This window comes from Nocardia coffeae, assembly GCF_019890715.1.
Classification (GTDB): Bacteria; Actinomycetota; Actinomycetes; order Mycobacteriales; family Mycobacteriaceae; genus Nocardia; species Nocardia jiangxiensis.
The window spans coordinates 1,474,054-1,492,941 of the sequence record NZ_JAINZY010000001.1 but is presented as its reverse complement, the minus strand read 5'-3'; the positions used below and the strand labels follow the sequence as shown (position 1 = coordinate 1,492,941).

Sequence of the window (18,888 nt, the reverse complement as noted above, 5' to 3'; positions counted from 1 at the left end):
GCCGAGCCGCGTCTGGATTCACCGCAGTCTACCGGAGCGGGGAATGCCTGTAATTTCGTGCGCGAGACCGCGGTTGAGCGCGGAACGCGGGTGAGGTCGTGCTGAACGGTCATCGTCGGGGTACTGAACGACAGCTGAACGGAGTGTCTTTGCCGGATTCGGCCGGTCCACCCTCCCGCATGTGAGAGCCTTCAGCTATGGGTAGCGCACCGAAGGCCGTACTAGAAGGCGGGCCCGCCGACCTGCCACAACGCATCGTTCCGATCACCCCGCCCGGTATCGAACTACGGGTGCAGTTCCACGGCGGCTACGAGCGCTTCAAGGTCACGCCCCGGCACCAGGACACCCCAGAGGGAAACCTCCCCGTGTACCAGTGGTGCGAGCGCATCGAGCCCTGAGGCGAACCGGCGGCAGGCGGCGCGGACGACCGCGCCGCCTGCCGCTCGGGTTCAGTAGGAGCGCATGCGGCCCGGAGACCACAGGCCCGAGCGGGTCGCGGTGCCCGTCGTGATGGCCGCGGGAGTGGCGTCGGGGACGTACCGGTCGTAACGCTCGAGCGAACCCCAGTCGCGGGCCCAGTTGTCCTTCAGATACGTGGGAATGGTGGTGGAGCTCGCCAGCATCTGAGTGAAGCCGAGCGGACCGCCGAATTCCTCGGCCTGCCAGGTGTCGGTGGAGCTCACCGCGAGCGGGCGGTCCGGCAGGATGCGGTAGTTCGGCATATCCGCCACGCCGTAGCGGTGCAGGAACGGCTGCTGGCAGGGGAACTGCAGGCCGACTGCCCAGTCCTGCAGCACCGGCTGCTTCGGACCCAGGAAGGTGTTCAGCGTCTGCAATTTCGGCACCCGCGGCGGGGTGAAGGCCAGCCACTGATCGCCGATCAGCACCCGGCGATCCGCGACGATGCGCACCACGTCGGTGTCGGGGGCGAGCTTGTCCAGCGGGACCCGCAGATTGCGCCACGACGGCGCCGGACCCACGTCGCGCGGCACGTAGCTGCCTTCCGAGAGCACCGTTCCGTCGGCCTGGCGCTTACCGTATTCGACCACCAGATTCTGGCCGTACTGCATCGCGCCGGTCTGGTCGTAGGACAGGATCCGCCCGGCCGCGGTCACCACGATCAGCGGGGACTGCGCCGAACGCGGCGGCAGCTGATACCAGCTCGAGGTCAGATGCGCCGGAGTCTGCAGACCCTCCTGGTAGCTGCCCATGATCGGCGTCTTCGCCGGATCCAACCCGAACGGCAGGGCGACGGTACTGCCGTTGACGCCCGGATGCTGGATCGAACCGCCGCCGGTCCCGGCGCTCTGTCCTTCCGCGAAATTCGCGCCGACCGACTGGCTCGAGGTGTTGCCGGTGCCTGGTTTCACCTCCACCGCATCGGCTTTCAGATCCGAGGGCACGCCGTTGGGCGTGAATCCGGACGGGTCGGCGCCCGCGAGCGGGTCACCCTTCGCGGGCGGATTCGTCCGGTCGATGATCGGCTGCAATCGTCCTTCGTTCGGATTCGATTCCACCAGAACGTCGTTGGCCAGACCGCAGGAATTACCGCCCACCGCATCGAAATTCGAGCGGCCCAGCGAGAACGCCGGATACTGCGAGTACGCGCCCTTGGCCAGTGAGAGCACCTCGAACAGCACCATCGCGGCGGCGATGACCGTCAGCGGGATGGCGGCGAATTTTCGAATCCGCCTGCCGCGCACGGATTTCGCGGACTCGGGTGGTTTGGCGTAGCCCTCGCGCAACGCCTGCCAGCCCACCAGGATCACCGCCAGGCCGAACAACACCAGGATCACGGTGTTCGACTTGATGCCGTGCAGTATCACCATTTTGTCGAACCACGGCACGCCGTAACTCGACACGTACCAGTAGCCGTTGATGCCCGAGAACGACACCGCCAGCGTGAACAGCAGCGCCGCAAGGAAAATCGAGCGGTTCTTGCGTGAGCGCAGCGCCGTCGCCGAGACCGCGACCGCGGTCACCGCCGCCAGCGATCCGGCGATACCGGCGTACGCGCCGAAGTGGTGCGTCCACTTGGTCGGGTTGAACATCATCAGGAAGATCGTCCCGAACACCACGCCCAGCAGCCGCCATGTCGGCGCACTCGCGATGCCGGCCACCCGGCGCCGGCGCAGCAGCACCAGCATCGTGGTGAACAGGCACAGGATCATCACCAGGAAGGCGAAGCGGCGCGACACCGAGCCGTCCACGGTCTCCACGAACAGGTAGTAGTACCGCAGATAATCCTCGTACCAGGCCAGATTCGGCCCGGTCTGCTGGCGCAGCCGGTCGGCTTCCTGGATTCCGGCGAAGGTCTGATCGCTGTAGACCACCGTCAGCACCAGGAATCCGGCCGCGGCTATCGGGGCCAGCAGCGGAAGTGTCGAACCGAGGAACGATCGATCCCACCGAGTCCGGCCCGATTCGGCCAGAACGCGTCTGCGGCGCACCACGATTCGCACCAGCGGACGGATTCCGGCCAGCAGTGCGGCGATGCAGTTCAATCCTGTCGGCGCGGCGGCCAGGGTGAACGCGGCGGCCAGTACCGCGATCGCGGCGGGCATCAGGCGTCCGGTCGCGATGGCGCGTTCGATGGACACCCAGGTCAGCAGAACGCCCAGGGCGACAATGGGTTCCGAGCGCAGGCCGTTGTTGTACGGCAGCCAGAAGGCCAGGAACACCAGCCCGCCGGTCCACAGTGCGACGCGGGAGTTACGTACGCCGCGGCCCAGTCGGGGCACCACCTCGCGGCTGATCACCATCCAACACGCGATGGCGCAGAGCGTCGCGGGGATGCGGACCCAGGGGCTGGCGGTGGAGACGTGCGCGAACGCCTGGATGACGTCGTAGTACCAGCCGAAGGGCGCCTCGGGCACCCCGTACCAGCGGAAGTAGTTCGCCAGATAGCCCGCGTGCGGTGCGACGCGCACCATGGTCAGGATGTAGCCGTCATCGGAGGTGTTCGCCCCGATGAAATGCCACACCACCAGCGCGCCGATCACCGCGCCGTCCGCCCAGGTCGGCTTCAACCAGTGCCGCGGGAAGATCCGGCGATGGCCGCGCGCGTCGCCGGAATCCAGCCGGGCCAGCGCGCCCAGGGCGATCAGCGTGCACAGCAGCGCCGCGATCGAGGCCGCCAGTTTGGTCACCGTCGGGGTGGAGGTGAAACGCGAGTCGACGGTCATGTGGAAGGACAGCCCCGCCGGGACGGCCCCCTTCAGATCGGAGAACACGCCCACCACCTGCGGTCGCAGATCGCCCGCCTGGGTGCCCTCGACCGGCACGGTCGCCTTCGTGGTCACCCCGTTCGGGCCCGGCTGATCCACCTGCGTGGTCAGGCCCCCGAACGCGGCATACGTGTGACCGATATCCGAGACGATGTGGATCGTGCTGCAACCGCGCAGCTCGGAGCGCTTGGCCGAGGCCACGATGGCATTGCGATTCACCACATCGACGGTGTCCGGGGTGACCCGGACGAACAGTCCCTCGAGCGCGGCGCGATCGCCCTGCGCCGGGGCGGTGTTGAGCACCATCGCGCCGGTCGGCAGCTTCGCCACCGCCGAACACGGAATACTCGCCTGCAGATCCACCGGGACCTGCGACATCAGCGGCGCCTCGACGTTGCCGAGCGTGCCGTTCTGCGGCCAGTTCACCTCGGAGGTGGTCTGGTTCACCGGCAGGAACGGCGTCGCGAGCGCGAACAGCGCGCCCAGGATGCCGGCGATCAGGGCGATCAGGCGCGCTGTGCGGAAGTCTCGGGACGCCGCTCGAGTAGCGGCGGGGGTCGGGTCTGTCAAGACAGCAGTAGCAGCGTCGGGCACCGGCTGATCGTAGCTGTGATTCCAGTCTCCGTTTCGCTACGGCTGGTCGTGCTGTATTTTCGCGCTCCGCTGCGCCGCGGCAGTTTTTCGGTGCTCACTTCTCTTTGATGGGCGGTTCCTTCTTCCAGCCCCAGTTGTTCCGGGTGGTGACGCCGATGGTGGCGGGGGTGGATTGCGGGGCGTACGGGGTGAAGCGGACCAGGGAGCCCCAGTCTCGGTCCCAGTCGTTGTCGAGGTAGGCGGGGACGGTTTGGGCTTTCAGGAGCAGGCCGGTCCAGCCGAGGGGGCCGCCGCCGATATCGTCCTGCCAGGCGTTGGCGGCGTCCGAGCCGGTGCGGTCCGGCAGGATGCGCCACTTCGGGACCTCGGCCACGCCGTCGCGATGGTCGTAGGGGCGCTGGCAGGGGAAGGCCAGCCCGACGTGCCAGTCCTCCAGAACCGGATCGTGGTGGCCCAGTACCGAATCCAGCGTCGCCAGCCTCGGCAGGCGGGGCGGGGTGACCGCGAGCCACTGCTTGTCGGTCAGGTCGTTAGCGACCGCGACGATGCGAACGGCGTTGGTCTGCGCGGGAATTCGGTCCAGCGGGATCCGCATGTTCCGCCAGGACGGTGCGCCGCCGATGTCCAGCGGGACGAACGAGCCGAGCGAGGTTTCGGTGCCATCCGGTGCGCGATGGGCGAATTCGACGCTCAGATCCTGGCCGTAGGTGACCACGCCGTCCTTGTCGACCGACTTGATCCGGCCCGCCGCGGTCACCACCAGCATCCGATACGCCGGATCCTGTTGTGCCCGGGCCAGGTCCAGGCCGTACCACTGCGAGGTCAGGTGGGCCTGCTGTTTGTCGCCGGTCGTGTAACTACCCATCACCGGCGTGCGGGCCGGGTCCAGGCCGAACGGGAGTGCGACCGTACTGCCGTTGACGCCCGGGTGCTCGATCGTGCCGCCGCCGGTTCCGGCCGAGGTGGTGCGGGTGGTCTTGTTCTGCGAATCCTGGTTGACCGAGTTCGCGCCGCCGGTCGAGGTCTCCTCGGCGTCGGCGGTCAGATCCTCGGCGACGCCGTTCGGGGTGAATCCGGCGCTGTCCCCGGACAGGCCGTTGGCGGCCGTACCGGAGTACGGGGTGAGCAGCGAGTCCGCGGTATTCGTCTCCACCAGAACGTCATCGGCGAGGGCGCAGGTATTGCCCGCCAGCGCACGCAGATTCGACTTCGCGATCGAATACGCCGGGTACTGCGTGATCGCGGCCTTGCCCAGCGAGGCGACCTCGAACAGCACCATGACCGCTGCGGCGATGGTCAGCGGCTGAACCGCGAATCGGTCGAAACGTCCCGTCCCGCCCGCAACGCCCTTGTGCCGGTACGGCTCCCGGTAGTACTGCCAGGCCGCGAGCAGCAGGCACAGCACGGCCAGCCCCAGGAATGCGGTGGAGAAACCCTTGCCGAGGATCAGCGGGGCCTTGTCGTACCAGGACACCCCGTAACTCGACACGTACCACCAGCCGTTGGACCCGGTGAAGGTCACCGCCAGCAGGAAGAACACCCCGGCGGCGAACACCGATCGGTTGTACCGCGCGCGAATTCCGTTGGTGCCCACCGCGACCGCGGTCAACGCGGCCATCGAACCGGCCAGCCCCGCGTACACGCCGAAGTGGTGGGTCCACTTGGTCGGCGTGAACATCATCAGCAGCAGCGACATGAACACGATGCCCTGGATGCGTGCCGACGGCCCGCGCGAGGTCCCGGGAATCCTGCCGTTCTTGCGCAACATCACCAGGACGCAGACCGCCAGGCACAGCAGCATTCCCAGGATGCCGAACCGGCGCGCGAGCGACCCGTCGGGGGACAGCGCCAGCAGCGCGTCCCAGCGGGTGCGTTCGTCGAACCAGGCGGCATTGGGCCCGATGATCGTGCGGACCCGGGTCGCCTCCATCACCGCGGCCAGCGTCTGATCTGCGAAGACCACCACCAGCACCAGCGTTCCCGCGGCCACGCCGGGCGCGAGCACCGAACCGTAACGCAAGAGGACCGAACCGATTCCGCCCCGCTTCGCATCGGACACCTCGCGCCCGGAACCGTGCCGGGCGCGCTTGACGATGATCTGCAGTACCGGACGCGATCCGGCGATCATGGCGGCGATGCAGATCAGTCCGGTCGGACCGGCGGCCAGGGAGAAGGCCGCGATGAGTACGCCGATCGCGGCCGGGAGCAGGCGTCCGGTGGCGATCGCGCGCTCGATCGAGGCCCAGGTCAGCAACGCGCCCAGGGCGATCAGCGGTTCCGGGCGCAGACCGTTGTCGTAGGGCAGCCAGGCGGCCAGGAAGATCAGCCCGCCGGTCCACAGCGCCACCCGATCCCGGCGCACCCGAGCGCCCAAGCGCGGCAACACTTCCCGGCTGATCACCAGCCAGCACAGGATTCCGGCCAGCAGCGCGGGCAGGCGCATCCACGGGCTCGAATCGCTGATCCGGGTCATCCAGGACAGCACCTCGTACGGCCAGCCGAAGGGGGCCTCGGCCACGCCGAACCAGCGGTAGTAGTTCGACATGTAGCCCGAATGTCCGGCCGTGCGAGCCATATTCAGGATGTAGCCGTCGTCGGAGGTGTTCGCGCCGATGATGTGCCACAGCACCAGCGTGCCCAGCACCACCGCATCGGCGAGGGAGAACCGCCACCAGTGCGCGGGCAGGAACCGGCGCGGGCGGCGGCCGTCGGCGGTGTCGATCAGGTGCAGGGCGATCAGCGCGATGATGGTGAACAGCACCGCGCCCACGGTCGCGGCGGTCTTCAGCACGGTCGGCGAGGAGGAGAAGCGCGCGTCGATGTCGGCGTGCAGATGGGTATCGCCGAGCTGGGCGCGGTTCAGATCGGTGAACACACCCACCACCTGCGGCCGTACATCCCCACCGACGGTGTTGGTGAACGGCGTGCCGTCCTTGCGGTGCACGTCGGTCAGGGTCGCGGTCGTCCCGGCAACCGTGGAGTCGAGGGTGAACTCACCGCATCCGGCGACCTCGGCGACCGGCGCGGACAGCACCGGAATCTCGCGCTGCAACACCGAGAACATCCGCCCGGTGCCCGGCTCGTCGCTCACCCGCACCAGCAGCCCCTTGGCCGATGCCTTGGACGCCTCGACCGGCACCGTGGACAGCACGGTCCCGTGCGACAGCTCGCGCAAAACCGTGCACGGCATCGAAAGATGCAGTTCCAGCGGCGTATACGACACCAGCGGCGCATCGACGTTCACCGACTGCGGCTGCGGCCAGTCCAGCGTCGCGTGATCCTGCCGCACCGGCAGCAGTGGCGTGATCACCGCCAACAGAACTGCCAGCACCCCCGAGACGAGAGCAACCAGCCGGACACGGGAGAATCCCGGGGAGTCAGCGCGCACGATCCCCGATGCTAGCCATCGACCTGTTCGGATCCTCGTGGTGGGCTCTACCTTGCAGTGACCTGGGCCACGTGTCGGTGAAGCGAGGTGCAGGTTCCGTCGGCGTTGCCTGTGCCCGATGTCGTGGGCGGCGAGGTGCGCGTGCCTGCTGGTTCGCCCGGACCGTGGGAATCAGCTGAGTCCGCGCACATCCCAGAGCCGGACGCCGTCGACGTATTGCTCTGGCACGTCCAGCAATTGGTTGAGGGCGTCCTGCAGGGCGTCGGCGTTGCGCGTGGGCGGGAGGACGACGATGTCGGCGTTCCAGTAGCGCAGGTCTTTTCGAGCTCGTTCGCGAGTGGCGGCGTCGATGCGGGGAAGGTGGCCGGTGCGCTTGACGTCCATGAGCAGGCCCGCGGTGGGGCGGTCGATGGGGCCGTAGCCGCCCTTCTTGTCGGCCATCGGGCCGACGAAATAGCCTCCGGCGATGGGGAAGTCGAAGTTCGCCGCGTACTGCCAGCGCAGCGGGCTCGCATCGAGGCGGGTCGGCGGCGGTGCGATGACCACCGAGCCGTCGGTGACATAGCGTTTCACGGTGCCGTCGGTGAAGAAGGCCGGTACCGCCGGGCGGTGGGTGACCGGCAGGATCGTCGGGGCCAGCGGGACCAGCGCCAGGGCCAGGGCGGCGAACCAGATCAGCGGCCGCGGTTCGGTCAGCGAAACCTGCCAATAGGCCAGTGCGCGTTCGGTGGCCAGCGCGAGTATCGCGGCGATCGCCGGGACGGCGGCCATGCTGAAGCGCGTCTCGAGCATCGTGTCCAGCAGGGGCTGGTTCGCCAGCCAATGCCATGGGAGGGTGATTCCGGTCTTGTGCGTGCCGAACATCGCCGGTGAGCCCAGGGACAGCACGCCGAAACCGAGGATCACCACCGTGCCCGCGCGCACCACGCGATATCCCGCGCGCTCCTGACCCGACCGATCGCGCCTGCGCCACAGCAGTATTGCGGCCACCGCCACCAGAATCAGCAGGGGCCAGCCGAAATACGCGTTCTGTTCGGTGGGGTTGATCGCGACGTTCTGTCCCGGCGCGAACTCCCCGCCCAGCGATTCGGACGGGAACTGCGCCAGCGTCTTCACGTCGTTTCCCATCGGCCCATGATCGATGGAGCCGTAACTCTGCGGTCCGCAGAACTGCCACCACAGCGGTATCGCGGTGAGCGCGACCGTGATCACCGCAGCCGCCACCACCGTGGGAGCCAGCCCGCGCAGCACCCGCAGTCCGGCTCGCGGCCGATGCAGGTAGTACACGAGGACGAACACCCCGAACCCGAGCGAGAAGATCAGCAGCGGTTCCTCGCCGAGAGCGATCTGCAACGTGAGCAGCGCGGCCAACAGAGCTACGTTTGATTTGCCTCCGCTTCGCTGCGGCGTGTTCGCGGCCCCTGGAGTCTCGCCGTTCGGCCCCGTGTCGGGTACTCGTTCCTCGCACCCGCCACGCGTCCGACCGGCGAGACGGGCCGCGAACTGTGTGTGATTGCCTTCGCTTCGCTCCGGCGTGTTCGCGGCCCCCTTGGTCTCGCCGTTCGGCCCCGTGTCGGGCACTCGTTCCTCGCACCCGCCACGCGTCCGAACGGCGAGACGGGCCGCGAACCTGGTGCCGGTGTTGTCTGGGGCGGAGTCCTCGGCGAGGGTGCGGCGGGCCATGCGGATGAGCAGGGCGGCGATGGCGGGCAGGGCGGCGAGCAGGACGAAATTGGGGTGGGCGTTGGCGTGCGAGATCATCGCCGGGGCGAAGCCGCCGAACAGGCCGCCGACGACCGCGGCGAAGCGTGAGCGCACCAGTTCGCGGGAGAACAGCCAGTACCAGGCGAAGGCGGTGCCGGACAGGCCCAGCGTGAGGACCAGAACGAAGGTGACCGTCGGACCGAACCGCATGGTGACCGGGATGAGCGGTACGCCGACGCCGAACATGGCCGTATTGGCCATCATGTTCACGCCGTCGGGGAAGTTCTGCAGGTGGGTGCCCAGCGGATTCTGCAGATGGGCGATCGCGTGGGCGGTCTCGGCGAAGAACCATTCCCACATGAACTGGTCCTGCCCGCTCTTGACCAGGTAACCGTTGTGGGTGTCGCGCCACTGACCGGACAGGACGTAGGTGGCCAGGACCAGATAGACGGCGCCGATGACCAGGTCGGCGCGCGACAGCGCGAGCCGCCGTCCGTGCGGGGCGACCTCGTCGCCCGCTGTGGGCCGATCCAGAACCGCGGCTCCGGCGCCTCCCGCCGTCTGGTCGGTTGGATCCGATGCCCGCCCCGATACCACTGGTAGAACTCCTCTTGCCGATCGCGATCAGCGGCCCAGGCTACCTGCGTAGCCGGGCTGCCCGCAGATCGGGCGGGGAGTTATCCACAAGAAAATGCCCTCTTCCACAAGGTTATGCACAGGCTGCCGAGTGTGTGTGCATCGCCACCATGTCGCTGTCGGCAGGATGAAACACCAGGTAGAGGCGTTATCGCGGGAGTGTTATCGGACGACGACCAGCGTGAAGGGCCCGATATCGGTGATTCGGAAATGCGGATCAGCGAACAACGTCTTCGGGAACGTCACCGAGTAGCGCCGCACGTTCGGATCGTTCGGATACACATCCGAGGACAGGCGCAGGGTGTAGCTGTCGTCGCTGGTGCGGAACAGGAAGGCATCCGGCGCGCGCCAGGGGGAGTGCGCGAGCGCGTCGCGGAGTTCGGCCGGGGACTTCAGCTTGCTCCAGCGTGTGATCTCGTCGGCGCGGGCGGAGAAGTCGGCCAGCGGGTTCGCGTAGTGCGGGGTCAGCGCCTGGAAACCGTAGTACGGGTAGTAGGACAGGAAACTGGTGTCCGCGGTCAGGACCACGGTCTGGTTACGCGGACGCCCGGTCTGGGCCAGTAGTGCCGCATCGACGTCGTGATAGTGCGATACCGCCGACGGGCTGCGCTGATCGGCGCGCACGCCGTCACCGTCGGTATCGGTGTAGGCGGTGGTGATCTCGGTGTTCAGAATGCTCGGAATGTCCTGGGTGAACGCGAGCGCGCCGACCACCCCGACCACCACGGTCACCGCGCGGAACCGCTTGGGCTCGTTGAGGGATCGGTACACCGCGCGGGTTCCCTCGGCGAATCCGAAGACCCCGGCCGAGGCCAGCAGCACCTGCAGGATCGGTTCGAGCCGGAAGGCCAGCAGGGTCGTCCCGGCGACCGTCGCGGTCATCGACAGCAGCGACCACAGGTAGATCGCCACGACCGCGATACCCAGCGACTGCGCCCGCCGCGAACTCGCCGCCCGCAGCACCAGCCAGATCGTGCCGATCAGGCACAGCACACCGAGCGGGGAGAACTGGAACATCGGGAAGGCCAGCTGCGAGCCCGCCTCGGGCAGATAGTGCAGTGCGGCGTTGGACATCTGCCCGCTCAGCGATTTCAGCAGGTAGGGCCCGTAGGTGATCAGGCCGAGCACCCCGGAGATGACGCCGATCACGATGAGCCGCAACAGGATCGGCCACGCCGGGCGCAGCCACCACACGCCCGCCCGATCCCCGTCCCGGCGTCGTCGTGCAATCGCCGCGATCCACGCGAACAGCGCCATCAGGCACACCGCGAATACCGCGATGCCGAAGAACAACGTGTAGAACATCGCCGACACGCCCAGGAAGATCCCGGTGCCGACGACCGCTCCCCAACCGCCCGCGGTCGCGACGTCCTCGGCGGTCTGCGGCCGGTGCAGCGCACCCCACGCCAGCACCATCGCCGGCGCGAACAACACCACCAGAACCGCGCTGTACGCCTCCGGCGAGGCATAGGCCACCATCACCGCGGTGGTCGCCGCGGCCACCCCGACCGCCCAGTCCGCGCGAATCAGCTTGGACCACAGGACCAATGCCAGCACCGAGGCGACCGCCAGCGAGACGATCGCCCACGGCTTGTACGCCTCCCACCCCGGCATCCCGAGCACGCTCGCCACCCGACCGCCGAGCCAGAACCAGCCGGCCGAGTAGTAGGGCGGCAGGTCCGCGTAGGTCATATCGTGCAGCGCCGCGGAATCGGTGAGCCGCGTGAGATATTCGGTCCGGAACTCCTGATCCACCGAAATTCCGTACAGATACAACTTGGTGGCCGCCAGCGGCATTCCGAGCGTTACCGTGACGAACGCCGAAATCCCTGCCCACGACAGCACTTTCGCCAGCCACGGCCACCGCCGTAGCCGCATCAGCGTCACCGCGGCGATCAGCAGTACCGCCGCCCCCACCTGTCCGACGGTCGCAATCGCGCGAGTCACGTTGGACGCGTTGAACGCCGGCCAGTGCACCATCGAGAACGCTTCGAGCCCGACGAGAGCCACGACGACGGCAACCACCGTCGCGAGCACGCCGTCGCCGACGGCCCCACCGATCCGCCGCCCGACCATCGAGAACCGCCCCGCCGAACGCACCGCACTCATCACAGCGTCCCCACCACGACCCCGGCCGGGCGATCCCCGCCGAATCGTCGCGCGGGTGAGCCGCATACCGGGAACTGCCCGATCCTGTGCACTGTGCCTCCGGAAAAGTCTTCTCGCCACGCTGCGGTGAGCGTCCGTCGCCGGGCGTCAGCCTAGCCACTCGTCATCACGCCGGTGGACGAGGTCGGTTCGGTGTCCGTCGAACGGTTCGGTCCCGATATGCACGAGATCCCGGAGCGTTTCGACGCCCCGGGATCTGTGGTGCTGGATCGGGATCTGCGGCTAGATCGGCAGACGCCGGAAGATCGGGCGCGGGATGTGGCGCAGGATCATCATGACGAAGCGGAACTGGTTGGGGGCCCAAACCAGTTCGCGGCCCTTCTGCGCGGACGAGACCGCGAGCGTCGCGATGTCTTCCTTGTCGACGGTGAGCGGGGCCTCCTTGACGTGCGCGGAGAACCGGGTGCGCACCATGCCGGGGCGGATGACCGTCACGCGCGGGCCGTGCGGGCGCAGCGCCTCTCCGAGGCCCAGGTAGAACCCGTCCAGTCCGGCCTTGGTGGAGCCGTAGACGAAGTTGGAGCGACGCACGCGCTCACCGGCGACCGAGGACATGACGATGATCCGCCCGAAGCCCTGCGCCTTCATCTTCTCGCCCAGCAGCACACCGACCGACACCGACGCGGTGTAGTTGACCTGCGCCACCCGAACGGCCTTGGCCTGGTTCTGCCAGAGTTCCTCGGGATCGCCGTCCAGGGCGAACGCGACGATGGCGACGTCGACGTCGCCCGTGCTCCACGCCGCGTCGATCACCTTGGCGTGGCTCTCGGTGTCCAGGGCGTCGAAGTCGACGACCTCGACCGCCGACGCACCCGCGGCCTCCATCTGCGCGACCGCGTCCGCGCGCAGCGGATCGTTCGGCAGCGCGGCCAGCACGATGCGCGCCGGACCCTTCTTCAGGTACTCGGCGCAGATCGCCAGGCCGATTTCCGAGGTGCCGCCCAGGAGCAGAATCGTCTGCGGGTTACCTACGGCGTTGATCACTGCAGCTCCAGCCTTCTCGCCATATCGGACATGAAAACGCCTGTGGGATCGACACTTCGGCGGATCTTGATCCACTCGTCGATCCGTGGGTACATCTTGTGGAAGGCCTCCGCGGTGGTCCGGGAGTCCTTCGCGGTGTAGAGCCGCCCGCCGAATTCCATGACGCGGCGGTCCAGATCGCTCACCAGCTCGTTGAGGCCGGGCCGGATCGGGAAATCGCAGCAGATGTTCCAGCCGGGCATCGGGAAGCTCAGCGGAGCCGGGTTACCCGGGCCGAACAGCTTGAAAACGTTCAACGCCGAAATGTGCCCGGATGCCTGGATGTCGATGATGATCCGTTTGAACTCGTCGACCGCCTCGGTCGGCACCACGAACTGGTACTGCAGGAATCCGGCCGGACCGTAGGCGCGATTCCATTCCGCGACCATGTCCAGCGGGTGATAGAACTGCGTCAGGTTCTGGATCTTGCCGGTGTAGTTGCCGCCCATCGCGTAGTACGCCTCGCCGACCGCACCCAGCGTGAGCCGGTTCGCGGTGAAGCTCGGGAAGATCGGCGGCACCGTGAGCAACTGCGGCGCATCGAATTTCAGCGGAGCCTTCTGCTTCTTCTTCGGCAGTTCGTCCAGCTTCGCCAGGCGTCCACGGGTGATGGTGGCCCGGCCCAGTTTCGGCGCGGGATTCATCACGTCGAACCACGCACTCGAGTACGTGTAGTTCGCCTCGCTGCCGTCGCTGTGCGCGGCGATGGTCTCGTCCAACGTCGCGGTCTTCAGGCCGTCGTTGATGAAGTAGGCCGTCTCGGTCGGCGCCATCTCGATGCTCGCGCGCAGGATGATGCCGGTCAGCCCGTTGCCGCCGACCGTCGCCCAGAACAACTTGGCGTTGCGCTTGGGCGTGACGTGCTGCACCTGACCATCGGCGGTGAGCAGCTCGATCGAGCGAACCCAATTGCCGAAGCTGCCTTCGCTGTGGTGGTTCTTGCCGTGGATGTCGGAGGCGATCGCGCCGCCGATGGTGACCTGCCGGGTGCCCGGCAGCACCGGAACCCACAGCCCGAACGGCAGCGCCGCCTTCATCAGCTGATCCAGGCTGACGCCGCCGTCGACGTCGACCATGTGGGTGTCGCGGTCGATGCGGTGGATGCGGTTCATCGCTGTCATGTCGACGACCAGACCGCCCGCGTTCTGCGCGTGGTCGCCATAGGAACGGCCCAGGCCGCGGGCGATGACGCCGCGGCGCAGGTGTGCGGGCTTGGACTCGTTGTCCTCGGCGACCATGGCGACGGCTCGGGCGATCACTTCCGGATCACCGGTCGTGAGCACTTCGGAGGTGGTTGGCGCGGTGCGACCCCACCCGGTCAGCCGACGGGTGTGCGTGGCGAGTGCTGGTGATCCCTGCGACTCGGCGCTGCCGATCTGCGGTTCGCCGCCCTCACTGGCGGCCGGATCCGCGGCTGTTGAGGTCTGAGCTTTCGTGGACATCGGGATAGAGGCTACAGGTATCGCCGGAGGAAGGATCGGGTGTCACCACCGCCCTGCCCGGATCGGAACCGAGGTCACAGTGTGCTGGGTGGTCACTGGATCCCGCCCACGAGTCCGGACCGCTACGCTCGTGCCCGTGACCGCGGAACCCCACCTGCCTCTGCCGCCCGAACTGCCTCTGGTCGACGAGCCCGGCGGCGAGCAAGGCAGGCCCGAAGGAGGCAGCTTGCGTAACCACGTAGGGCCCCTGGAGCACCGAGTCGAACCGAGCACGGATGTCGATCTGCTGACGCAGATCATCCGGTTCATTCTGACCGGTGTGTTGTCGGCGGTCGTGGATTTCGGGCTCTACCTGGTGTTGTGGAAGGTCGTGGGCTTCGACCGCGACATCGCCAAGGCCTGCAGTTTCATCGTCGGCACCACGACGGCGTATCTGATCAACCGTCGCTGGACGTTCAAGGCCGAACCCAGCCGCGCCCGGTTCATCGCTGTGGTCGTGCTCTACGCCATCACCTTCGCCGCCCAGGTCGGCATCAACGCGCTGCTGAACACGACGCTGCCAGCGATGAAGCTGAGCATCGCGGGCCACCAGGTGGCGCTCGCGGTGCTGGTCGCCTTCGTCATCGCCCAGGGCGTCGCGACGGTGATCAACTTCGTCGTGCAGCGCGCGGTCATCTTCAAGATGCGCTAGGGCTCGCCCGCCTCCCCGAGACTTCAGCGGGCCGTTGGGAGCGTGGAGACTCGGGGCCTCGGGCCGGCGGTCGAGAGCCGGATTACCTTTCGGGCGTGCCCGGGGAGTTACCCATGGTCTCGCGAGATCAGTGATTCTGTCGGGCGACGGTTGCTGTCGGATGGCTCAGGCGGGTGTCAGGGTTACCGGGACGCCGTTGAACACCGCATTGCCCGAGGGGACGTCGACCAGTGTGTCGTCGGTCAGGATGTTGGCGTTGACTCCGGGATGGGTGCGGGCGACCGATTGGGTGTTGTTCGCCTCGTGGCCCCAGCCGTGCGGGAGGCTGACCACGCCGGGCATGATCTCCTCGGTCGGTTCGAGCGGGACGGTGACCGTGCCCGCGGCGGATTTCACCACCGCGCGGTCGGTCAGGCCGAGGCGTTCGACGTCGTCGGGGTGGATGTGCAGGGTGCAGGTGTTGGATCCGCCGACCAGGGTGGGGATGTTGTGCATCCAGCTGTTGTTGGAGCGCAGTTGGCGGCGGCCGATGAGCAGCAGTTCGGGTGCGGTGTCGGCGAGGCGTTCGCGCAGCCGGGACAGGTCGTCCAGCAGCGGCTGCGGTGCGAGGTCCACGCGGCGCGAGGCGGTGCGCAGCACGCCGGGCAGGCGCGGACGCAGCGGTCCCAGGTCGATGCCGTGCGGATTGTCCAGCAGCACTTGCAGATTCAGATCGTGGCGGACGGCGGCGTCCTCGGGGGCCGCGGCGGAGTTCCATTCGCCGTACGGGCCCAGGCGCAGCATCATGTCGATGCGCTGTTCGGTGCTGTTCTCGCCGTGCAGCTCCTCGCGACGTTCGAGCAGTCCGGCCTTGTGCAGCGTTCCGGCGATGACCAATTCGTCCACGGCGGCGATCGGATCGCGGGTCGGTTCGGGTTGCTGACCGGAAACTGCCGTCGCCAACCGGGCGAGGATCTCCGCCTCCGACACCGCGTCGCCCAGCGGAACCAGCGGCCGGGAGTAGCGCGCGTAGTTGTGCACCGCGAATTGCAGCAGCGCGAAATCGTAGTGCGGCGACTGCACGGTGCGCGGTGGCGGCAGGATCACATCGGCGTGCCGGGTGGTCTCGTTGAGGTATCGGTCCACGCTCACCATGAACTCCAGGTCGGCGAGCGCCTCGGCGAGCCGGGCGCCGCCGGGTGCGGACAGCACCGGATTCCCGGCGACGGTGATCAGCGCCCGGATCTGCCCCTTACCCGGTGTGCGGATCTCCTCGGCGAGCGCCGCGATCGGGAATTCGCCCATGGTTTCGGGCAATTCACGCACGCGGGTGGTCCAGCGGCCGAGCCGGAACGGCCGGGTGCGCACGATGCCGAGTGCGGCGGCGGTGGCGAACATCGCCCCGCCCGGACGATCCAGATTGCCGGTGAGCACGTTGATCACGTCCACCAGCCACTGTGTCAGCGTGCCGAATTCGGCGGTGCACGTCCCGATGCGCGCGTAGACCGCGGCGCTGGGCGCGGCGGCGAGTTCGCGCGCCAGCCGGATCACGGTGTCCGCGGGGACGCCGGTGCGTTCGGCGACCACGTCGGGGGTGAAATCGGCTGCGGCCGAGCGCACCTCCGCCAGCCCGTCGACCGGCACGCGGATCTGCGTGAGATTCTCCGCGAAGAGGGTGTGCACGATCCCGAACAGCAGATAGGCGTCGCTGCCGGGACGGATGAACAGATGTTCGTCGGCCAGTTTCGCGGTGCGCGTGCGCCGCGGATCCACCACCACGAACCGTCCGCCGCGCTTGCGCAGCGCCTTGAGCCGTCCCGGATAGTCCGGCGCGGTGCACAGTGATCCGTTGGACTCCAGGGGATTCGCCCCGAGCATCAGCAGGTAGTCGGTGCGGTCCAGATCCGGCACCGGCACGGTCAGCGGATCACCGAACATCAGCCCGCTGGCGACCTGTTTGGGCATCTGGTCCGCGGTACTGGCCGAATACAGGTTGCGCGTGCTCAACGCGCGGATCAGCACCGGGACGTACAGTGCCCCGGCGACGGTGTGGGCGTTGGGATTTCCCAGATACAGCGCCGTGGCCGAACGCCCGAATTCCTGGACCAGCGCCGGAATCCGTTCGGTGATCAGATCGAACGCCTCCTGCCAGGAGGCGGTGCGCCAGCTGTCGTCGGCGCGATCGCGGATCATGGGTTCGGTGAGCCGGTCCGGGTCGGCGTCCAGATGTCCCAGACTCGCCCCCTTCGGGCACAGGAATCCGCGGCTGAACGGATCCGCCCGATCCCCGCGCACGCCGACGACGTGATCCTCGGCGTCGAGGGTGAGTTCGAGTCCGCACACGGCCTCGCACAGCGGGCAGGTGCGCAACAGGGTGCGATGCGCAGTGGTGACATCCGTCATATCCCCATCATCACCCGCACCGCCGACTGCGGATATGTAAACGGCCATCCACAACACAAAACCGCGAGAACCGGGTGGTTCTCGCGGCTTTGTTGTCAGAAATTCAGCGTTGTTGGTCCTTCGGCCCGGCTCAGCTCGCGATGCGGGCCAGCTGCGGCTTGCGTCGGCCGGTGGTGGCCGAACGGACGGCCGCGCCCAGCGCGACCACCGGCGGGATCCAGCGAGCCTCGCTCGGGGCGACGCCCCAGCAGGCGTCGCCGGTCGAGAGCTGGGTCGGCGGCAGCGGGATGCCCGCGCCGTCGGTGTGGACGATCGCGCCTGCCCTGCGCAGCGCCTCGACGGCCATGGCGGCCTTGGCGACTCCGGTGACCAGATGGATCTCGCGGCGCTCGGCGCCCGGAATCTCGATGACCGGACCCGTCAGATCGTTCGCTCGCAAGAACCGGCGCACGGCCGCGGCGAGTTCGCCGGTGACCTCGATGCCCGATACATCCTCGTCGGTGATCAGGCAGATGCCGTTGGCCGTTTCGGCGACCGTCCAGCCGCGCTGGATGTAGTCCTGCGCGCTAGCGGCACGCTCGGCCGCCTTGACGGAAGTCGGAAACGTCGTACGCACTGTCTTCTCCATTCCCCGGGTAGATCTAGTCCTGCTTTGAGGTCTTGCTGCTGTCACCAGCTGGTCACGAGTGATATCGGGCGGCAGCATCCGCGGTGTTACATATCCTCGAAACTTTTTCGCCAGCCGTAGAATTCATCACAAGATCGGCGGTCTGATTCGTAACCGCTATGACCTCGACGGTGTTGCCTCCGGCTGTCATGGCTCCTACCTTCGCGCTGCTGCCTGTGAATCTCCGAGGTGCTGCCTGTGAATCAAATCCGTTGGGACTGGCAGATTCCCAACGGATTTCTTAACGCTTGCTGGGAGCCGCCGCATTGCCGCAGGCTGCGGGCGGGTAGAGGATCACGGATATGACCGATGACACCGGCGAACCGGTGACCGTGGATCCGGACGAGGAGTACCTCGCCTGGCGTGAATCCGTGGCACAGCGGCTGCCGTTGCGTTCCCGTAATGCGAGTGAGGAGCCGCGGGCGGAGCCGTTCCGCAGTCCGGGGGCATTCCGCGAGTGGTGTGCCTCCGCCGCGCGGGCCCTGCTCGACGTGCAGTTCGCCCGGCCCGCGACGCGCACCCTGCTGCCGCTGGCCTACATCCTGGGTCTGGCCTTCGCTCTCGCGGTGCCGACCGTGCTGACGGTGCTGCTGTGGCGGCTCTCACTACCGCTGGGGATCGTATTTCTGGTGGTGGTGGCGGTGCCGCTGGGACTCACGATCGCGGCGGTGGTGCGGTTGGCGCTGGAGTTCCTGGTGAACGCCGCGCGCCTGGCCGGACGTGTGGAGCACATCACCGAACTCGCTGACGATCTGTTCCAGGCGCTGTCCGATGTGGCCGCACCGGTCAACCAGTTGTCCGAGGATGTACGGGCGGTGCAGTTCTGGCGGTTCCGCAAGCGCGCCCCGCGAAAATAACCCTGGTTGGCTCATCTGTGAGGTTGGCGTGAATGCGCCACACCCTATATCGGGAGATCGTTTTGTTGTGCGACAATCCGAGCTCGGGTCCGGCAAGCCGAATCCGGT

At 67.6% G+C, this 18,888-nt stretch carries 11 protein-coding genes; 3 read left to right on the top strand and 8 right to left on the bottom strand.

The window, feature by feature from the left end; all coding sequences use genetic code 11:
• Window positions 1–197: 197 nt before the first annotated feature.
• The gene (locus K7711_RS06420; RefSeq protein WP_040817300.1) at window positions 198–398 is read left to right on the top strand and encodes a DUF5988 family protein; all 201 of its coding nucleotides are present in this window, start codon (window positions 198–200) and stop codon (window positions 396–398) included.
• Between the two features lie 51 nt (window positions 399–449).
• On the opposite strand, the gene K7711_RS06415 is transcribed toward K7711_RS06420, so the two are convergent.
• The 6 genes from K7711_RS06415 to dprE1 all read right to left on the bottom strand — a co-directional run bounded on the left by K7711_RS06415 (window position 450) and on the right by dprE1 (window position 14,183).
• The gene (locus tag K7711_RS06415; RefSeq protein ID WP_222965662.1) at window positions 450–3,821 is read right to left on the bottom strand and encodes an arabinosyltransferase domain-containing protein; all 3,372 of its coding nucleotides are present in this window, start codon (window positions 3,819–3,821) and stop codon (window positions 450–452) included.
• Between the two features lie 94 nt (window positions 3,822–3,915).
• Entirely contained in the window at window positions 3,916–7,209 is a 3,294-nt protein-coding gene (locus tag K7711_RS06410; protein ID WP_308014495.1) for an arabinosyltransferase domain-containing protein, read from the bottom strand.
• A 171-nt stretch (window positions 7,210–7,380) separates the two neighbouring features.
• Window positions 7,381–9,510 (bottom strand): hypothetical protein, encoded by a 2,130-nt coding sequence (locus K7711_RS47370; protein ID WP_372460101.1) that lies wholly within the window; start codon window positions 9,508–9,510, stop codon window positions 7,381–7,383.
• A gap of 201 nt (window positions 9,511–9,711) precedes the next feature.
• Window positions 9,712–11,625, bottom strand: coding sequence for a galactan 5-O-arabinofuranosyltransferase (locus K7711_RS06400; protein ID WP_222966760.1), 1,914 nt, complete (start codon window positions 11,623–11,625; stop codon window positions 9,712–9,714).
• A 315-nt stretch (window positions 11,626–11,940) separates the two neighbouring features.
• The gene (gene dprE2, locus K7711_RS06395; protein WP_040817310.1) at window positions 11,941–12,702 is read right to left on the bottom strand and encodes a decaprenylphospho-beta-D-erythro-pentofuranosid-2-ulose 2-reductase; all 762 of its coding nucleotides are present in this window, start codon (window positions 12,700–12,702) and stop codon (window positions 11,941–11,943) included.
• Window positions 12,699–14,183, bottom strand: coding sequence for a decaprenylphosphoryl-beta-D-ribose oxidase (gene dprE1 / locus K7711_RS06390; RefSeq protein WP_222965660.1), 1,485 nt, complete (start codon window positions 14,181–14,183; stop codon window positions 12,699–12,701). Before dprE1 ends, dprE2 begins: the two co-directional genes overlap by 4 nt.
• 136 nt (window positions 14,184–14,319) lie before the next feature.
• On the opposite strand from dprE1, the gene K7711_RS06385 reads away from it, so the two are divergent.
• Window positions 14,320–14,874 carry a GtrA family protein gene (locus tag K7711_RS06385; protein WP_372460100.1) on the top strand — a complete coding sequence of 185 codons (555 nt, stop codon included), beginning with the start codon at window positions 14,320–14,322 and terminating at the stop codon, window positions 14,872–14,874.
• Between the two features lie 165 nt (window positions 14,875–15,039).
• Here the strand turns inward: K7711_RS06385 and K7711_RS06380 are convergent, their stop codons facing one another.
• Window positions 15,040–17,256, bottom strand: coding sequence for a molybdopterin oxidoreductase family protein (locus tag K7711_RS06380; protein WP_222965658.1), 2,217 nt, complete (start codon window positions 17,254–17,256; stop codon window positions 15,040–15,042).
• Between the two features lie 130 nt (window positions 17,257–17,386).
• On the bottom strand, window positions 17,387–17,872 hold the full coding sequence (locus K7711_RS06375; protein ID WP_040817384.1) for a hypothetical protein: 486 nt from the start codon (window positions 17,870–17,872) through the stop codon (window positions 17,387–17,389).
• A 353-nt stretch (window positions 17,873–18,225) separates the two neighbouring features.
• Between K7711_RS06375 and K7711_RS06370 the strand changes: the two genes are divergently transcribed.
• Window positions 18,226–18,780 (top strand): DUF4282 domain-containing protein, encoded by a 555-nt coding sequence (locus K7711_RS06370; RefSeq protein WP_222965656.1) that lies wholly within the window; start codon window positions 18,226–18,228, stop codon window positions 18,778–18,780.
• The last annotated feature ends 108 nt before the right edge of the window (window positions 18,781–18,888 follow it).